14 protein-coding genes are annotated in these 15,761 nt (G+C 73.0%); 9 read left to right on the forward strand and 5 right to left on the reverse strand.

Annotated elements, in window-relative coordinates:
- Positions 1-8: 8 nt before the first annotated feature.
- Both ACQPY0_RS08265 and ACQPY0_RS08270 read right to left on the reverse strand, forming a co-directional pair.
- The gene (locus ACQPY0_RS08265; RefSeq protein ID WP_432986549.1) at positions 9-689 is read right to left on the reverse strand and encodes a phosphonatase-like hydrolase; all 681 of its coding nucleotides are present in this window, start codon (positions 687-689) and stop codon (positions 9-11) included.
- Between the two features lie 687 nt (positions 690-1,376).
- On the reverse strand, positions 1,377-1,598 hold the full coding sequence (locus ACQPY0_RS08270) for a hypothetical protein (protein ID WP_432986551.1): 222 nt from the start codon (positions 1,596-1,598) through the stop codon (positions 1,377-1,379).
- 37 nt (positions 1,599-1,635) lie between these two features.
- Between ACQPY0_RS08270 and ACQPY0_RS08275 the strand changes: the two genes are divergently transcribed.
- Together ACQPY0_RS08275 and ACQPY0_RS08280 are read left to right on the forward strand one after the other, a co-directional pair.
- Positions 1,636-2,460: a DUF1206 domain-containing protein gene (locus ACQPY0_RS08275; RefSeq protein WP_432986553.1), complete on the forward strand. Its 825-nt coding sequence runs from the start codon at positions 1,636-1,638 to the stop codon at positions 2,458-2,460.
- On the forward strand, positions 2,457-3,317 hold the full coding sequence (locus ACQPY0_RS08280; RefSeq protein ID WP_432986555.1) for a diacylglycerol/lipid kinase family protein: 861 nt from the start codon (positions 2,457-2,459) through the stop codon (positions 3,315-3,317). Before ACQPY0_RS08275 ends, ACQPY0_RS08280 begins: the two co-directional genes overlap by 4 nt.
- A 139-nt stretch (positions 3,318-3,456) precedes the next feature.
- On the opposite strand, the gene ACQPY0_RS08285 is transcribed toward ACQPY0_RS08280, so the two are convergent.
- From ACQPY0_RS08285 to ACQPY0_RS08295, 3 genes are all read right to left on the reverse strand, one after another.
- A complete protein-coding gene (locus tag ACQPY0_RS08285) occupies positions 3,457-3,810 on the reverse strand; it encodes a PLD nuclease N-terminal domain-containing protein (RefSeq protein WP_432986557.1) in 354 nt (117 codons plus the stop codon).
- Positions 3,811-3,837: 27 nt separating this feature from the next.
- Positions 3,838-4,062: a hypothetical protein gene (locus ACQPY0_RS08290; protein WP_432986559.1), complete on the reverse strand. Its 225-nt coding sequence runs from the start codon at positions 4,060-4,062 to the stop codon at positions 3,838-3,840.
- Positions 4,063-4,133: 71 nt separating this feature from the next.
- Positions 4,134-4,499 (reverse strand): YidH family protein, encoded by a 366-nt coding sequence (locus ACQPY0_RS08295; protein ID WP_432995075.1) that lies wholly within the window; start codon positions 4,497-4,499, stop codon positions 4,134-4,136.
- A 39-nt stretch (positions 4,500-4,538) separates the two neighbouring features.
- Here ACQPY0_RS08295 and ACQPY0_RS08300 point away from each other — a divergent pair, with 39 nt between their 5' ends.
- The 7 genes from ACQPY0_RS08300 (at position 4,539) to ACQPY0_RS08330 (ending at position 15,707) form a co-directional block, all read left to right on the forward strand.
- The gene (locus ACQPY0_RS08300; RefSeq protein ID WP_432986561.1) at positions 4,539-7,091 is read left to right on the forward strand and encodes an ABC transporter permease; all 2,553 of its coding nucleotides are present in this window, start codon (positions 4,539-4,541) and stop codon (positions 7,089-7,091) included.
- Positions 7,092-7,467: 376 nt separating this feature from the next.
- Positions 7,468-8,247, forward strand: coding sequence for an electron transfer flavoprotein subunit beta/FixA family protein (locus tag ACQPY0_RS08305; RefSeq protein ID WP_432986563.1), 780 nt, complete (start codon positions 7,468-7,470; stop codon positions 8,245-8,247).
- A gap of 15 nt (positions 8,248-8,262) precedes the next feature.
- A complete protein-coding gene (locus ACQPY0_RS08310; protein ID WP_432986565.1) occupies positions 8,263-9,219 on the forward strand; it encodes an electron transfer flavoprotein subunit alpha/FixB family protein in 957 nt (318 codons plus the stop codon).
- 421 nt (positions 9,220-9,640) lie between these two features.
- Positions 9,641-10,804: a cysteine desulfurase family protein gene (locus tag ACQPY0_RS08315; protein ID WP_432986567.1), complete on the forward strand. Its 1,164-nt coding sequence runs from the start codon at positions 9,641-9,643 to the stop codon at positions 10,802-10,804.
- 740 nt (positions 10,805-11,544) lie between these two features.
- Positions 11,545-12,297 (forward strand): hypothetical protein, encoded by a 753-nt coding sequence (locus tag ACQPY0_RS08320; protein ID WP_432986569.1) that lies wholly within the window; start codon positions 11,545-11,547, stop codon positions 12,295-12,297.
- Positions 12,294-14,768: a glycosyltransferase gene (locus tag ACQPY0_RS08325; protein WP_432986571.1), complete on the forward strand. Its 2,475-nt coding sequence runs from the start codon at positions 12,294-12,296 to the stop codon at positions 14,766-14,768. The genes ACQPY0_RS08320 and ACQPY0_RS08325 overlap by 4 nt, the downstream gene beginning before the upstream one ends.
- Positions 14,769-15,707 carry a chitosanase gene (locus ACQPY0_RS08330; protein WP_432986573.1) on the forward strand — a complete coding sequence of 313 codons (939 nt, stop codon included), beginning with the start codon at positions 14,769-14,771 and terminating at the stop codon, positions 15,705-15,707.
- The last annotated feature ends 54 nt before the right edge of the window (positions 15,708-15,761 follow it).

The raw sequence follows: 15,761 nt of genomic DNA on the forward strand, positions 1-15,761 counted from the left end.
GGCGCCGCTCACTCGAGCCCGAGCAGGCGCGGGAGCGAGCCGATCGAGCCGATGACCTCGTGCGCGCCGGCGGCCTGCAGGGCCGCGCGGTCGCCGGCGCCGGTCAGGACCCCGACGAGCAGGCCCGCGCCCGCGCGCTGGCCGGCGATGAGGTCCAGCGGCGTGTCGCCGACGACGACCATGCGGCGCACGTCCTCGACGCCGAGCTTGAGCGCCGAGACGAGCATGAAGTCCGGGAACGGGCGGCCGCGGCCGGCGTCGGCGGGGGAGAGCACCAGGTCCACCTGGCCCCACCAGCCGAGCGCGTCGATGATCGCCTCCTGGGTGGCCCGGGCGAACCCAGTGGTCAGCGCCACCTTGATGCCGCTGGCGCGCAGCGTTTTGATCGCCTCGATGGCGCCCGGGATCGGCAGCACGGCGCCCTCGTCGACGAGCAGCCCGTACGCCTCCTCGAACGTCTCGTTGGCGGCCTGGGCGCGATTCTCGTCGCCGTCGAGGAGGAGCCGGAACACCTCGATGCGGCTCTGTCCCATCGTCTTGCGGACGACGGCGAGCATGCGCTCGTGCTGCGGGGTGCCCGGGGCCACGCCTTCACCGGCGAAGGCCACCGTGAAGGCCTGCTCGACCAGGCCGTCATCACGCACCGTAGTGCCTGCCATGTCGATGCAGGCGAGTTGCCACGCGGTCATCCCGCGATGGGAGCACGGCCAGAAGACTGGAGAGTGAACGGCACAAAACCGTCAGAAGGTATCTGCTTGTTTGAGTGTCCGGGGTCGTCCGTCCGGGTCGTGAACGAGCCGGTGGAGCACCCCGGGCCGCCGCCGCGCACACCAGGTCAGGGACTGGAGCGTCGCAGCCCCGCACGCGCCCGCGCGGCCGCGGGTCGTGCCCGCCCTTGTCGTACCACCGCTCCAGCTCGGCGTCCGAATTCTGGAACGCATTTATGAATGTAATCGGATACTCGCCATCGGCGTCAATACCGAGATGTTCCCGGACGATCCGCCGGCGCGGTGACCGTGCGTACTGTCCGGTAGGGTCGGCGACCGGGCAGGTCAGCTCCGAAGAGACGTCGTCGGAGCCGATGGTCGCCCAGGCGTCGTCGATGCTGCGTGCACGTGGATCGGCGTGCCCTGGGCTGACCACGTCCAGGCGCTCGCCCCGGCCTCGTTGAGCGAGGGCGCGCTCCCGGGCGCTGAGGAACCAGTCCGTGATCACGTCGTCACCGGCTTCGCCGAGCGCGGCGTCCGCGCGGTCGCGGGCTCCTCGGCCAGGTCGTGGTTGGGGCACAGCAGCGACCGGGCCGCGAGGACGGCGCTGCCGAGGATGTGGGTGGTGCATGCCGCGGTACATCCGCGAGCCCGTCACCCACCGCGGCATCAGCACCGCCGCCACCACGCGCGGGTGCGCGGCCACACGAGTACGGCCGCGGTTGCCCAGATGCGGATCGTCGCCGCGACGTGCCCGGACGACGTCGGCATCGGCCCGCCCATGTTCTCCACGTCCGGTCGCGCCCGCCCGGCGATCACGAGCAGGCTGAAGACCAGTGCCGATACACCGAAGACAGTCGATCTGAGCAGTGCCGCGCTGTCACGTCCCACGTTTGCCGGGATGCCCATCCGGGGGATTGGGCAGAACATGGCCAGCAACGATCTCCTGAAGTACCTGACGAGGGTCGGGTTCATCGGCTACGGGCTGCTGCACCTCGCCCTCGCCTGGGTCGCGGCGCAGATCGCGTTGGGTCAGGGCGGGCAGGAGGGCGACCAGTCCGGCGCCTTCCGGGAACTCGCCGATCAGCCGTTCGGCTCCGTGCTGCTGTGGTTCGTGATCGTCTGCCTGCTCGCGCTGGCGGTTTGGCAGATGATCCTCGCGATCTGGGGCCACCGCGACGTCGACGGCAAGGAGCGCGTCGTCGAGCGCCTCTCCGGCGGCGCGCGCGTCGTCATCTATGCCGCCCTAGCCTGGACCGCCGGCAAGGTCGTGCTCGGCGCGCCGTCCTCCAGCGCCGAGCAGCAGCAGCGGGCCACGGCCGGCGTCATGAGCGCGCCCGCGGGGGCGTGGCTGGTCGGGCTGGCCGGCGTCGCGGTGCTCGCGTTCGGCATCGGGATGCTGTGGTACGGCCTGAAGCGCAAGTTCGCCAGGAAGCTGCGCTACCCCGGGCCCGCCACGGCCTCGGCGCGGTCCGTGACGTCCCAGCTCGACCCGCCCGGGCGCCGGGTGGCCGAGCGCGCTGGGCAGATCGGCTATACGGCCAAGGGCGTGGCGTTCGGCATCGTCGGCTATCTCCTCCTCGACGCGGCCGTCACGAACGACCCGGAGAAGTCCCGCGGCCTCGACGCCGCCATCCACACGATCGCCGGCCAGCCGTACGGCAAGTTCCCGCTCCTGGCCGTGGCCGTCGGCGTGGCCGCGTTCGGCGCCTACTGCTTCTTCCAGGCCCGGTACCGCAAGGTCGGCTCATGACCCGCTGCGCGGTCGTCATCAACCCGGCGAAGGTCGTCGACCTCGACGAGCGCCGCCGCGAGCTGTGCGGCGCCCTCGCGGACGCGGGCTGGCCCGAGCCGCTGTGGCTGCCGACCACGCCGGAGGACCCCGGCTGCGGCGCGGCCCGCGAGGCCGTCGCCGCCGGCGTGGAGGTGGTACTCGTCTGCGGCGGTGACGGCACCGTGCGGGCGGTCGCGGGGGAGCTCGCCGGCACCGACGTCGCGGTCGCCCTCATCCCCTCCGGCACCGGGAACCTGCTCGCCACCAACCTCGGCATTCCGCGCGACGTCGCGGAGGCCGTCGCGGTCGCCATCACCGGCCGCCGGCGCCGTGTCGACGTGGGCGAGGTCGAGGGCGCGGGCGTGTTCACGGTGAAGGCCGGCCTGGGCTTCGACGCGGCGATGGTCGGCGACCCGCCGGACGAGGCGAGGCGGCGCTTCGGGTGGGGCGCGTACGTGGCGACCGGGCTGCGCGACCTCACCCGCCACCGCGCGTCGGTGCGCATCCGCCTCGACGGCGGGCGCTGGCTGCATCGGCGCGTGAGCAGCGTGCTCGTGGCGAACGTGGGGCGGCTGCGGGGCGGGGACGACGGCTGCCTCGACGTGGTGGTGCTCTCCGCCCGGCACCTGGGGGACTGGGTACGGCTGGCGGGCGGGGTGCTGCTGGCCCGGCGCGGGCACGCGCGCGACCTGGAGACATTCCGGGCCCGCACCGTGGAGATTCACGCGTCCCGGGAGGAGCCCCGGGAGCTCGACGGAGACGTCATCGCGCCCGCGCGGCGGCTGGCCGCGCGCATCCGGCCGGGCGCGCTGGTCGTGTGCGTTCCGCCGGACTGAGGCGAGGCCTCGCCGCGTCCGCGCGTTGTGTGCTGTTCGCTGCTGCGCCCGCGCGCCTCCGCGCGCGCCCGGCCTTACCCCGGGACTGAGCGCGCCGGTGCGTTCTCCGCATCCGCGCGCGGGCTTGGGGCGTTTCGTGTCAAGCGCCCGGATCGTCGTCGTCTCGGCGTTTGAGGTCTTCCTCCCAGCGGCGCAGGAGCTCCGCGTCCCGCCGCGACTGGGTCGTGTCGATGTTGCGCAGGAAGTCCGGGTCGTCGTCCGGCGCGGTGACCCGCTTGCGGCCACCGGCGGCCACGCCCGCGCGCTGCTCGAGCGACACCGGGCGGCCGGCGAAGAACCACACGACCGGCCCGACGATGGGCACGAGCAGGATCACGAGGACCCACACGGGCCGGGGCAGCCCGCGGATGTCCCCGCGCTCCGAGGACAGGCAGTCGATCAGTGCGATCAGCGTAACGACCAGCACGATCAGGAAGGGCAGTGCGCGTCCCATGGCGCCATCATGACTCAGCGAAGGGGGTCATGACATCAGCAACAGGGTGCCCATCACGCAGTACAGCAGGATGAGCGCGACCAGCGCGGGCAGCGACCGCCCGGCGGGGGTGGCGATGGCGCGGACGCGGCGGGCGGTGAGCCAGGCCGCGGCGGCCCAGATCAGCGCGACGGCGGCGAGGGCGACGGCCGCCGCAACACCCTTGAGGTGTACGGCCGCCAGGCGCGCCAGCAGCAGGGCGATCGCGGTCACCGAGACCAGTGTCCGCCGCCATGAGAGCTGGGTGCGCTCCCGTTGCGCGCCCGGTGGCGGCTGGTCGGCGGTCACAGGAGGGTGGCGAGCAGCAGCGCGGCCGCGCCGACCGTGACCACCAGCGCGAGGATTGCCGGGAAGCGGGACGGGGGCAGCGCCTGACCCAGTCGCATCGCCTTCTCGCTGCGGGCCCAGTGGTCGACGGCGCGGACCGCGACGAGGCCCCCGAGCGCGAGCAGTGACACGGCTATCACGATGCGTAACCGTCGCTCGGGCAGGAACTGCGCGACCGCGAGCCCGCCGCCGATCAGCGCGAGGGCGGTGCGCAGCCAGGCCAGGAACGTGCGCTCGTTGGCCAGGGAGAACCGGTAGTCGGGGGTGCTGCCTACCGAACGGACCTCGTCGGGATCGAACCACAGCCGGACCGCCGACCACATGGACATGAATTAGTCATACCCCCTCGCTACAGTCGCGCCGTGTTCCGAACGACGCTCGCCGGACTACGTGCTCACAAGGTACGTCTTGTGCTGACCGCCCTCGCCGTGATGATCGGTGTGGGATTCCTCGCCGGCACGCTCGTCTACGGCGACACCGCGCGGGCGGCGTTCTACGACGACCTGGCCCGCGCCGCCCGCAACGTCGACGCCTCGGCGGGCCCCGACTGGGTGCCGTTCGGCGACCGGGGCTCGGGCTTCGCCGAGACCGGCCGCCGCCTGGACTTCGCCGACCTGGACGCGGTCCGGGCGCTGCCCGGCGTGGCCCGCGCCGACGGGCGGATGGCCGAGCGGCTGTCCATGCTCGACCCCCAGGGCCGCCTGATCGCCAACTTCGGCCGGGCCGGCTGGGCGGTGTCGACGCCCAGTGACCCGGCGCTGGCGATGTTCGACGTGGCCGCGGGGCGGCTGCCGGAGCGCGACGGCGAGATCGCGGTCGACGCGACCACCGCCGAGGCCTACGGGCTGCGCATCGGCGGCCCGGTCTCGGTGATCGGCCCTGGCGGCAGCCCGGTGGCGCTGAGCATGGTCGGCACCTTCGACCTCGGCGCCAACAAGCGCTTCGCGGGCCTGAGCGTGGCCACGCTCACCCCGGGCGACATGCGCTCGATCGCCGGGGCGAACGGCTACGCGGAGGTCGTGGCGAGCGCGGCGCCCGGCGTCGGCGAGCACGACGTCGCGACCCGGATGCGCCAGCGCCTCGGCTACGACGCGCACGTGCTCTCCGGCGACCAGCTGCGGGAGGCGTATGCGGCGGCCGCGGCGAAGTACGTCGACGGCTTCCTGGTCGTGCTCTTCGCCTTCGGCCTGGTGGCGCTGGCGGTGTCGGTCTTCGTCATCGCCAACACCTTCGCCATCCTGGTCGCCCAGCGGGTGCGCGAACTCGCCCTGCTGCGCTGCGTGGGCGCCTCCCGCCGCCAGCTGTTCGGCTCGGTCGTGCTGGAGGCGCTCGCCGTCGGCCTCGTCGCCTCCGCCGGCGGCCTGCTGGCCAGCGCTGCCGTCGGCTGGGCGCTGCTGGTCGGCCGCGACGCGCTCGGCCACGCGGTGCGCATCGACCGCCTCGTCGTCACGCCGTCGACCGTGGTCATCGGCCTGGTCGCGGGCACCGTGTGCACGATGGTCGCGTCGCTGCTGCCGGCGCTGACCGCCAGCCGGGTCCCGCCGATGGCCGCCCTGTCCGGGGCGCCGATGGAGGCCGCCGTGCCCGGGCACCGCCGCCTGCGCCTCGCCGCGGCCTGGGTGCTGGCGGCCGGCGGGGCGCTGTTCGTCGTGGCCGGCACCCGGGCGCCGGGATTCCTCGGGGTTCCGGTCGTGTTCGCCGGCGCCATCGGGCTGTTCGCCGCCGCGGTCGCGGCCGGGCCGTTCGTCATCGGCCGGGTCACCGCCTGGGCGGGCTGGCTGCCGGCCAGGGTGTTCGGCGCGCCCGCGCGGCTGGCGATCCAGGGCGCGCGGCGCAACCCGAAGCGGGTCGCGGCGACGACGGGCGCGCTGGCGGTCGGGCTGGCGCTGATGAGCCTGTTCGCCGTGCTGCTGGCGACGACTCGCGAGCAGTCGGAGCGCGAGCTGGACGAGAACTTCTCCGTGGACTACGTCGTGACCGGGGGCTTCGCCGGCGGCGCGCAGGCCCCGGCCGTCCCGGCGGCGGTCGTCGACGCGCTGCGCGCCCGGCCCGAGTTCGCGGCCGTGGCCGGCGCGCGCTCCCGCGGCGCCCAGGTCGATGGCCGCCGCGCCGAGGTGTGGGCGATGGAGCCGGGCGCCCTGCAGACCGTTCTGCGCCCGGAGGTCATGCGGGGCACCGTCGCGGGCCTCGGGCCCGGCAGCGTGGCACTGAAGGGCCCGTTCGCCACCGCCGTGGGCGCCGGGGTCGGCTCCGAGATCACGCTGCGCGCCCGCACGTTGCGCGTGGTCGCGGTCTACGACGACGCGCCGACCGCCGGCGAGGTGCTGCTCGACTGGGCCGACTACACCGCTGCGTTCGGCGCCGCGGACCCGGACTCGGTCCTGGTCAAGGCGGCCGAGGGCGTCCCGGCGCAGACGTCGCGGGCCGCGGTCGACGACGCCGTGCGCCAGGAGCCCCGCCTGCAGGTATCCAGCCAGGCGGAGTGGCGGGCCAAGGTCACCGAGACCCTCGACCGGCAGCTGCTGGTCTTCTCCGCGCTGCTGGGCATGTCGATCGTCATCGCCCTGACCGGGATCGCCAACACCCTCGCCCTGTCGGTGCTGGAGCGCACCCGCGAGTCGGCCCTGCTGCGGGCGCTGGGTCTGTCCCGGGCTCAGCTGCGCGCGACCCTGGTGCTCGAGTCGGTGCTGATGTCCGTGGTCGGCGCGGTCGTGGGGATCGGGCTGGGGGTCCTGGCCGGATCGGCCGCCGCGGTGGGGCTCATCAGGCAGTACGGACACGGTCACCCGGTCGTCCCGATCGCGCAACTGGCGCTGTATGCCCTGCTCGCGGCCGCCGCGGCCGCGTTGGCGGCCCTGCCGCCGGCCCGCCAGGCGACCCGCACGGCGCTGGCCGCCGCGATGGCCGCCGAGTAGTCGGTCACGGGCGCTCGTCGAGCCGCCACAATTCGCGGATGGTGTCGCGCACACAGGGCTCGCGGGGCCGCCCGCAGGTGCACAAGTGATCGTTTGGCTCCTCCTGCCTGCGGTGTGTGACCAATTCCGCAGCGTGCTGGGCGACCGCTGCGGAAAGCGGCCGGGCCGGCGCGACGATGGCGGAGTTTTGTGACATTTCACCCACCTCCGCACCCCAGGGTGCGCCCGGTTCGTGACACTTTTCACCGCCACCGCGAACCTACTGACCAGTAACATCTGGGAGGCGAACCTGTTACCGCTCCATATGGGCCGTAACGTTGGCGCAAGTCGTCCGCGAGGGAGCGGTGACTGTCAAGCAGGAGGACCTCGGACCACGATGAAGATCGTCGTACTCGTCAAGCAGGTGCCGGACTCCGGCGCGGAGCGCAACCTGCGCACTGACGACAACACCGTCGACCGCGCGTCGGCAAACAATGTGATCAACGAGATGGACGAGTACGCCATCGAGGAGGCCCTGCGCCTCCAGGAGGCGCACGGCGGCGAGGTCGTCGTCCTGACCGTCGGCCCCGACCGTGCGACGGAGTCGATCCGCAAGGCGCTGTCCATGGGCCCGGACTCGGCCGTCCACGTCGTCGACGACGCGCTGCACGGCTCGTGCGCCGTCGCCACCTCGAAGGTGCTCGCCGCCGCCATCGCTCAGCAGAACGCCGACCTGGTCATCTGCGGCGCCGAGTCGACCGACGGCCGCGTGCAGGTCCTGCCGCACATGATCGCCGAGCGGCTGGGCGTCGCCGCGCTGACCGGGGCGCGCAAGGTCACCGTCGAGGGCTCGCAGCTGACCATCGAGCGGCAGACCGACGAGGGCTACGAGGTCGTCACCGCCGCCACCCCCGCCGTCGTGAGCGTCTGGGACACGATCAACGACCCGCGGTACCCCTCCTTCAAGGGCATCATGGCGGCCAAGAAGAAGCCGCTGCAGACCCTGTCGCTGGCCGACCTGGGCATCGCGGCCGGCGAGGTCGGCCTCGCGGGCGCGACCAGCGCCGTCGTCGAGCACAACAAGCGGCCCCCGCGCCAGGCCGGCAACAAGATCGACGCGGGCGACGACGGTGGCGTGAAGCTCGTCGAGTACCTCGCCTCCGAGAAGTTCGTGTAAGGGGAGACGGAAACCATGGCTGAAGTTCTGGTCGTAGTCGAGGCCTCCTCGCAGGGCGGGGTCAAGAAGGTCACGCTCGAGATGCTCACCCTCGCCCGCACGCTGGGCGGGGACGTCGCCGCCGTCGTCCTGGGCGGCGACGCGGAGGCGCTCGCCGGCAAGCTCGGGGAGTACGGCGCCGCGAAGATCTACGCCGCCGCGGGCCCGGACCTCGACGAGTACCTGGTCGCGCCGAAGGCCACCACGCTCGCCGCGCTCATCCAGCGTGTCTCGCCCTCCGCCGTGCTGCTCGCCTCCTCGCAGGAGGGCAAGGAGATCGCGGCCCGCGTCGCGGTCAAACTCGACAACGGCGTGCTCACCGACGTGGTCGCCCTGGAGCCCGACGGCACCGCCACCCAGGTCGTCTTCGCCGGCTCGACGATCGTCAAGTCCAAGGTCACCAAGGGCCTGCCGATCGTCACCGTCCGCCCGAACTCCTTCACCCCCGCCCCCGCCCCGGCCACCCCGTCGGTCGAGGCCGTCGAGGCGGTCGTGGAGGACAAGGACAAGCTCGCCCGGGTCGTGGAGCGCAAGGTCGAGGCCAAGGGCGCCCGCCCGGAGCTCGCCGAGGCCTCGATCGTCGTCTCCGGCGGCCGCGGCGTGGCCAGCGCGGACAACTTCAAGCTGGTCGAGGAGTTGGCCGACCTGCTCGGCGGCGCGGTGGGCGCCTCGCGCGCGGCCGTCGACTCCGGCTTCTACCCGCACCAGTTCCAGGTCGGGCAGACCGGCAAGACGGTGTCGCCGCAGCTCTACGTGGCCCTGGGCATCTCCGGCGCCATCCAGCACCGCGCCGGCATGCAGACCTCGAAGACGATCGTCGCGGTGAACAAGGACCCCGAGGCGCCGATCTTCGAGCTGGCCGACTTCGGCGTGGTGGGCGACCTGTTCAAGGTCGTGCCCCAGGCCGCCGAGGAGATCCGCAAGCGCAAGTAGCGCCCCGCTCGTGACCGCGCCCGCCGCCGGCGGGCGCGGTCACGACAGCGTGCCACCCGCTCGCCGGCGGTCCGGAGCGGCTCTGAAGCCGGCGCGGCGAAGGGGACGTTCCTTCCCGGGGATTCGGCGCGTGCCGGGGCCGCGCGGATGCACCCGGCGGCAGAAAACGCGGCACATTTCTGCCGGTCGCCTGCTGGTCACGCTTCGTGTGCGGTTCGCCGTGCGGTGGGCGCGATCGGATGGCGCGCATTTTGGGCGCCATCTCTATTTTTCTGGATTGATGAGTGGTCGCGGCGGCGGGCGGTCGTTACGCGCGGTGCCCTCACCGGCGGCGGTGCGGGCCCTGTACGCGCGGGAGCGTGGCGATCGTCGCCCAACCGGAGGGGGAGTAAGGAGTGCCCGGCCGTTAGGCTTGGCCTCGATGCCCTACCTCGACCACGCCGCCACCACGCCGATGCTCCCGGAGGCGCTCGACGCCTACGTCGCCACGGCGCGCGAAGTCGGCAATGCCTCGTCGCTGCACGCCCCCGGCCGCAACGCCCGCCGCCGGGTGGAGGAAGCGCGCGAGCGGATCGCCGCCGCGCTGGTGGCCCGCCCGTCGGAAGTGATCTTCACCGGTGGCGGCACCGAGAGCGACAACCTCGCCGTCAAGGGCGTTTTCTGGGCCCGCCGCGCCGCCGACCCGCGCCGAAACCGGGTCGTGGCCAGCTCCGTCGAGCACCACGCCGTCCTCGACTCCGTCGCCTGGCTGGAACGGCACGAGGGGGCCGAGGTCACCTGGCTGCCGGTCGACGCGTCCGGGCGCGTGGACGCGGACGCGTTCGCCGAGACCCTGACCGCCGGCGACGTCGCCGTGGCCACCGTCATGTGGGCCAACAACGAGGTGGGCACCGTCCAGCCCGTCGTCGAGCTGGCCGCCCTCGCCGCCCGCGCGGGCGTGCCGTTCCACACCGACGCTGTGCAGGCCATCGGCCAGATCCCGGTCGACTTCGCCGCGAGCGGCGCGGCGGCGCTCACGATCAGCGGCCACAAGCTCGGCGGGCCGATCGGCGCGGGCGCGCTGCTGCTGGGCCGCGAGATCGACTGCACGCCGCTGGCCCACGGCGGCGGTCAGGAGCGCGACGTGCGCTCCGGCACCCTCGACGTGCCCGCCATCGTCGCGTTCGCGGCCGCCCTGGAACTGTCCGTGAAGACGCAGCGGGAGACCGCCGAGCGCATCGGCCGCCTCCGCGACGCCCTCGTGGAGCGCGTTTGCGCGGCCGTGCCGGAGGCCATCCTCAACGGTGACCCCGCCGACCGCCTCCCGGGCAACGCCCACTTCTCCTTCCCCGGCTGCGAGGGCGACGCGCTGCTGCTGCTCCTGGACGCCCAGGACATCGCCTGCTCGACCGGCTCGGCGTGCTCGGCCGGCGTGGCGCAGCCCTCGCACGTGCTGCTGGCCATGGGCGCCGATGACGCGCGGGCGCGCTCGTCGCTGCGCTTCAGCCTCGGCCACACCTCGACGATGGCCGACGTGGACGCGCTGGTCGCGGCGCTGCCGGCCGCCGTCGAGCGGGCCCACCGGGCGGCGACCAAGAGCCGCTGAGCAGCGTCGCGGCGGCGGCCGTGGGCGCTGTGCGGACTCGCGGCGACAGCGGCCGTGGGGTGCTGTGCGGACTCGCGGCGACAGCGGCCGTGGGTGGTGCTGTGCGGACTCACGATGGCGAAGCGGCTGTGGGCGCGCGGAGCCATGGTGGCGAGGCGGCCGTGGGTGCTGTGTGGACTCATGGCGGCGAGGCGGCCCTGGGCGCCGTGCGGACGCCACGGTAACGGAGCGATCCTCCGCACCGCTATGAGCCACCCGCCGGGCCGCCCACGTACGTCGTGAGGGCGCGCCAGGGCGCGGTTGATGAAACGGCGTCCGAGGGCCGCGAGGGCGCCGCTGGAGGCGTGGCGTGAGGGGCCGCAAGGGGTGTCGCTCGTGCGTGTAGAGATGCGCCGTGCCGGCCGTGGCCGCGTCCGGCCGCCCATCTACAGTCGGCAGTGCCGCGACCAGGCGGCTCGGGCGCGCTCCCCAGAGCCGTCGCGAGCTGCGGAAAGAGCCCGCCGGGCGACGAGGGCGGGTGGGCTGAACAGGTCGTTCGGACTCGTTCGAACGGCTATAACCCCGGGTGAGCCGACGGGTGAGGAAGCCGAACGAGGTCGGTCGTGGGGGTGAATCCGTACGGGTGAATTGTCACCGACCCCGGCGAATATTGCCAGCTAGCGCGACGGCGGATTTGGTTACGGCCGTTCTTCGGTGTTTTTCCCGCGCCTTAAGTCGGCTGGTCACCCTATGTTTGCGCGGTGCCTGTCGAAACCCCTTCTGTGGATGACGCCACGGATGTCATTGTTGTTGGCGATCTTTCGTCCCCGGTTTTCGTCGACGCTTCTGGTCGCCGGAGAAAGCGAATCCGAATCGTTTTCGGCGTGCTCGGAGCAGCGACGCTGATCTATGGTGCGCTGGTGGCGACGAGCCTGGCCGGCGGTCCGTTAAAACCGCAGCAGCTGGTGCCGTTCCCGGAGCTGGTGAACAACCTGCCGGTGCTCGACCAGCAACAACCGACGTCGCAGCCGGGCGCGAAGAGCACGCCGGGCGCGCGGCAGCCCGTGGTCTCCACGGCGAAGAAGATCAACAATCGGCCGTCGCCGGGCGGCGCCCAGCCGGTGCCATCCGGCGCGCCGACCACGCCCGGCCCGGGTGCGACCACGACGACCGCGCCTCCCGCCGAGTCGACCGACGCCCCGCCGCAGCCGAGCGCCACCCCGAGCAACCATCCGTCGCCCACGCCGACCCGCACCGGGCAGCCGGACCCGACGGTCTCCGCCACTGCGACCCCGCGCACCAGCGAGGCCGGCACGGCGCTGCCGGGCGCGACGCCGACTGCCCGTACGACGCACACCCAGGGCACGGTGCCGGTCGGTGAGACCTCGACCGCGCGCCCGAGCGCGACGCCGATGGTGAGCGCGCCCGGCGGTACGGGCGAGACCACCGGGACCGCCGCTGGAGCCGGCGCCGGCGCGACTCCCGCCGCCACCGCGAGCCTGGGCCTGGCGTGAGCCGTCGCCGCAGGCCCGCCCGGAAGCGGCTCTCGTTCACCCGCCTCGTCCTCGGCATCGTCCTGCTGAGCACGCTCGCGGGCGTGCTGTTCGTCGAGGCGTACGTCAACGCCGAGTTCCACCCCGACCACAGCGAAGGCGTGGGCCAACAGAGCCACGTCCCGCAGCAGGTCATCGACGGCGGCCCGATCATCGACACCCGCAACGGGGCGGTGCGCTCCTACCAGTTGCCGGCCAAGACGATCGCGCTCACCTTCGACGACGGGCCGGACCCGCAGTGGACGCCGGAGATCATGGAGGTGCTGCGCAAGTACAACGTGAACGCGACGTTCTTCGTCGTGGGCACCCAGGTGACCCGCCACGCGGACATCGTCGCCGAACTCTCGCGCGGGGGCGACGAGATCGGCATCCACAGCTTCACGCATCCGCGCCTGGACGGCCTCTCGCAGTGGCAGCGCGAGCTGGAGTACTCCCAGACGCAGCTCGCCGTCATCAAGGCGACCGGGCAGAAGTCGGCCCTGCTGCGCCTGCCGTACTCCTCCAGCGCCGGCACCATCGACGACGCGAACTGGCCGCTGATCCAGGAGGCGGGCCGTCTCGGCTACCTGTCGATCATGACGGACACCGACAGCCGTGACTGGAGCCGCCCGGGCGTGGACGCCATCGTGCGTGGCGCGACGCCCGAGGGCGACAACGGCTCGATCGTGCTCATGCACGACGCGGGCGGCGACCGCAAGGAGACCGTCGAGGCCCTCGACAAGTTCATCCCGATGATGCAGCAGCGCGGGTACACCTTCACGACCGTCTCCCGGGGCCTGGCCAAGGCGCTCGCGGGCAACAGCATCGCCGTGGAGGCCCCCGCCAGCCAGGCCGACAAGCGCCGCGCCCTCGCGCTCGTGACCGCCGTCTCCGTCGCCGACTGGATCATGGAACTGATCCGCGTGCTGTTCCTGCTCGTTGGCATCCTGACGATCGGGCGCACCCTCGCGCTGTTCCTCCTCGCCGGGCGACACGCCCGGAAACGTCGCGCGAAGACGTGGCAGTGGGGCCCGCCGGTCGTGGAGCCGGTGTCGGTCATCGTGCCCGCGTACAACGAGAAGGAGGGCATCGAGGCCGCGGTGCGCTCCCTCGCGGGCGGTGACTACCCCGGCGGCATCGAGGTCGTGGTCGTCGACGACGGCTCCACCGACGGCACCGCCGCGCTCGTCGAGGCGATGGAGCTGCCCAACGTCCGCGTCGTGCGCATCCCCAACGGCGGCAAGGCGAACGCGCTCAACGTCGGCGTGGCGATGGCCCGGCACGACCTGATCGTCATGGTCGACGGCGACACGGTGTTCGAGCCGGATTCGGTACGCCATCTGGTTCAGCCCTTCGCCGACCCCACCGTCGGCGCGGTCGCGGGCAACGTGAAGGTCGGCAACCGAAAGTCGATCGTCGCGCGGTGGCAGCACATCGAGTACGTCATCGGCTTCAACCTCGACCGCCGGCTGTACGACATCCTGCGGGTGATGCCCACGATCCCGGGCGCCATCGGCGCGTTTCGCCGCCAGGCCCTGCACGACATCGGCGGTATCAGCCACGACACGCTCGCCGAGGACACCGACGCGACGATGGCCCTGTGCCGCACGGGCTGGCGCGTCATCTACGAGGAGCGCGCCCGCGCGTGGACCGAGGCCCCGAGCACCCTGCGGCAGTTGTGGCTGCAGCGGTACCGCTGGAGCTACGGCACGATGCAGGCGATGTGGAAGCACCGCCGGTCCATCTTGGACAGTGGCCCCTCCGGCCGCTTCGGGCGCGTCGGGCTGCCCTTCATCGCGTTCTTCGGCATCGCCCTGCCGCTGATCGCCCCGCTGATCGACATCCTGCTGGTGTACGGCCTGTTCTTCTCCAGCTGGAAGATGACCACGATCGCGTGGCTGATCATGTTCGCGATGCAGGTGCTCACCGCGATCGTGGCGTTCCGCCTGGACAAGGAGAACCTGCGGCCGCTGTGGGTGCTGCCGCTGCAGCAGTTCGTGTACCGCCAGGTGATGTACATCGTCCTGATCCAGTCCCTGGGGACGGCGCTGACCGGTGCGCGGCTGCGGTGGCACAAGCTGCACCGGGCGGGGTCGGCGGGCGTGAACGCCCCGATCCCGGCTCAGCCCGCGACGCCGCCCGCGTCCGCGCGGGTCGGCGACGGTGTCTCCGCGCGCGGCGCGGCTGGGGATCCCGCCGCTGCGCTGGACGTCGACTGGGTTCCCGCGCGGACGCCCGGGCGCGGCGGCGATCGGCTCGACGCGTCCGCGTACGACGCCTCCACGTCCGCGGGTTCGGGTCGAGCAGGGCGAGGGGTCGCACGGGTGCCGGGCGCGTCCGCGCCCGAGCATCGGGTTTCCGAGCACACCGCCGTGTTGTACGCGGTGCCGCATTCCACGCTGCTGCGCTCCAGTTCGGCCGAGTCCCGCGGCGCCGACGCAGAGGAGTCCTGAGTGGCCCGCATCTCCGCGCGTCGCGGCCTCGCCGTCGCGGCCTTCGTGGTGGCCTCGCTGGCCCTGGCCTCGCTCGCGGCGCGCGGGCCCGAGACCGGGGACGGCGGGGCCGGCCAGACCGCGGCGCACGCCTCGCCGGCGGTCGGGAGCACGCCCGGGAAGGACGGCGCGAGCGCCGGCCCGCCGCCGAGCCCCGACGGCCGGCGCTCCGTGCGCGTGGGCCCGAACCAGAAGATCCGCGGCGACCTGTCCGACCCGCAGAAGAAGGACATCGCCATGCGGCTCGTGTCCAGCGCGGAGAACTCGACGCTGGACTGGACGGCGCAGTACGGCTACATCGAGGACATCCACGACGGGCGCGGGTACACGGGCGGCATCGTGGGGTTCTGCAGCGGCACCGGCGACATGCGCGCCGTCATCGAGCGCTACACGGCCGCGGTGCCGGGCAACCGGCTGGCCGCGTACCTGCCGGCGCTCAAGCGCCTCAACGGCAGCGCCGCGCACACCGGTCTGGACCCGAACTTCACCGCCGACTGGAAGGCCGCCGCGGCCGACCCGGCCTTCCGCGCGGCCCAGGACGCCGAGCGCGACCGCCGGTACTTCAACCCGGCGCTGAGCCAGGCCAAGCAGGACGGCCTGCGCGTCCTGGGGCAGTTCGTCTACTACGACGCGATCGTCATGCACGGCGCGAACGGCCTGGCGAAGCTGCGCCGCGCGGCCGCCGCGGCGGCACCGCCACCGGCCCGTGGCGGCGACGAGGCCGCGTACCTCGGCGCCTTCCTGGACGCCCGCGTGGCGCTCATGGAGGACGAGCGGGCCCACGACGACGAGAGCCGCGTCCAGGACGCCCAGCGGGTGTTCCTGGCGGCGCGCAACTTCGACCTGGACCCGCCGCTGCGGTGGCGCGTCTACGGCGACTCGTACGAGATCGGCGTTTGACCCAGGCTTTCCTCCCGGAGAAACGCGCGCGGGCGCGCCGGTAGGCTGGGGAGC

This window comes from Dactylosporangium sp. CA-233914, assembly GCF_050942935.1.
Taxonomy (GTDB): domain Bacteria; phylum Actinomycetota; class Actinomycetes; order Mycobacteriales; family Micromonosporaceae; genus Dactylosporangium.

Excerpts from the sequence above, each read along its gene's own strand:
- ACQPY0_RS08265 (WP_432986549.1), bottom strand. The coding sequence starts at position 689 with ATGACCGCGTGGCAACTCGCCTGCATCGACATGGCAGGCACTACGGTG.
- ACQPY0_RS08275 (WP_432986553.1), top strand. The coding sequence starts at position 1,636 with ATGGCCAGCAACGATCTCCTGAAGTACCTGACGAGGGTCGGGTTCATC.
- ACQPY0_RS08280 (WP_432986555.1), top strand. The coding sequence starts at position 2,457 with ATGACCCGCTGCGCGGTCGTCATCAACCCGGCGAAGGTCGTCGACCTC.
- ACQPY0_RS08285 (WP_432986557.1), bottom strand. The coding sequence starts at position 3,810 with ATGGGACGCGCACTGCCCTTCCTGATCGTGCTGGTCGTTACGCTGATC.
- ACQPY0_RS08295 (WP_432995075.1), bottom strand. The coding sequence starts at position 4,499 with ATGTGGTCGGCGGTCCGGCTGTGGTTCGATCCCGACGAGGTCCGTTCG.
- ACQPY0_RS08305 (WP_432986563.1), top strand. The coding sequence starts at position 7,468 with ATGAAGATCGTCGTACTCGTCAAGCAGGTGCCGGACTCCGGCGCGGAG.
- ACQPY0_RS08310 (WP_432986565.1), top strand. The coding sequence starts at position 8,263 with ATGGCTGAAGTTCTGGTCGTAGTCGAGGCCTCCTCGCAGGGCGGGGTC.
- ACQPY0_RS08315 (WP_432986567.1), top strand. The coding sequence starts at position 9,641 with ATGCCCTACCTCGACCACGCCGCCACCACGCCGATGCTCCCGGAGGCG.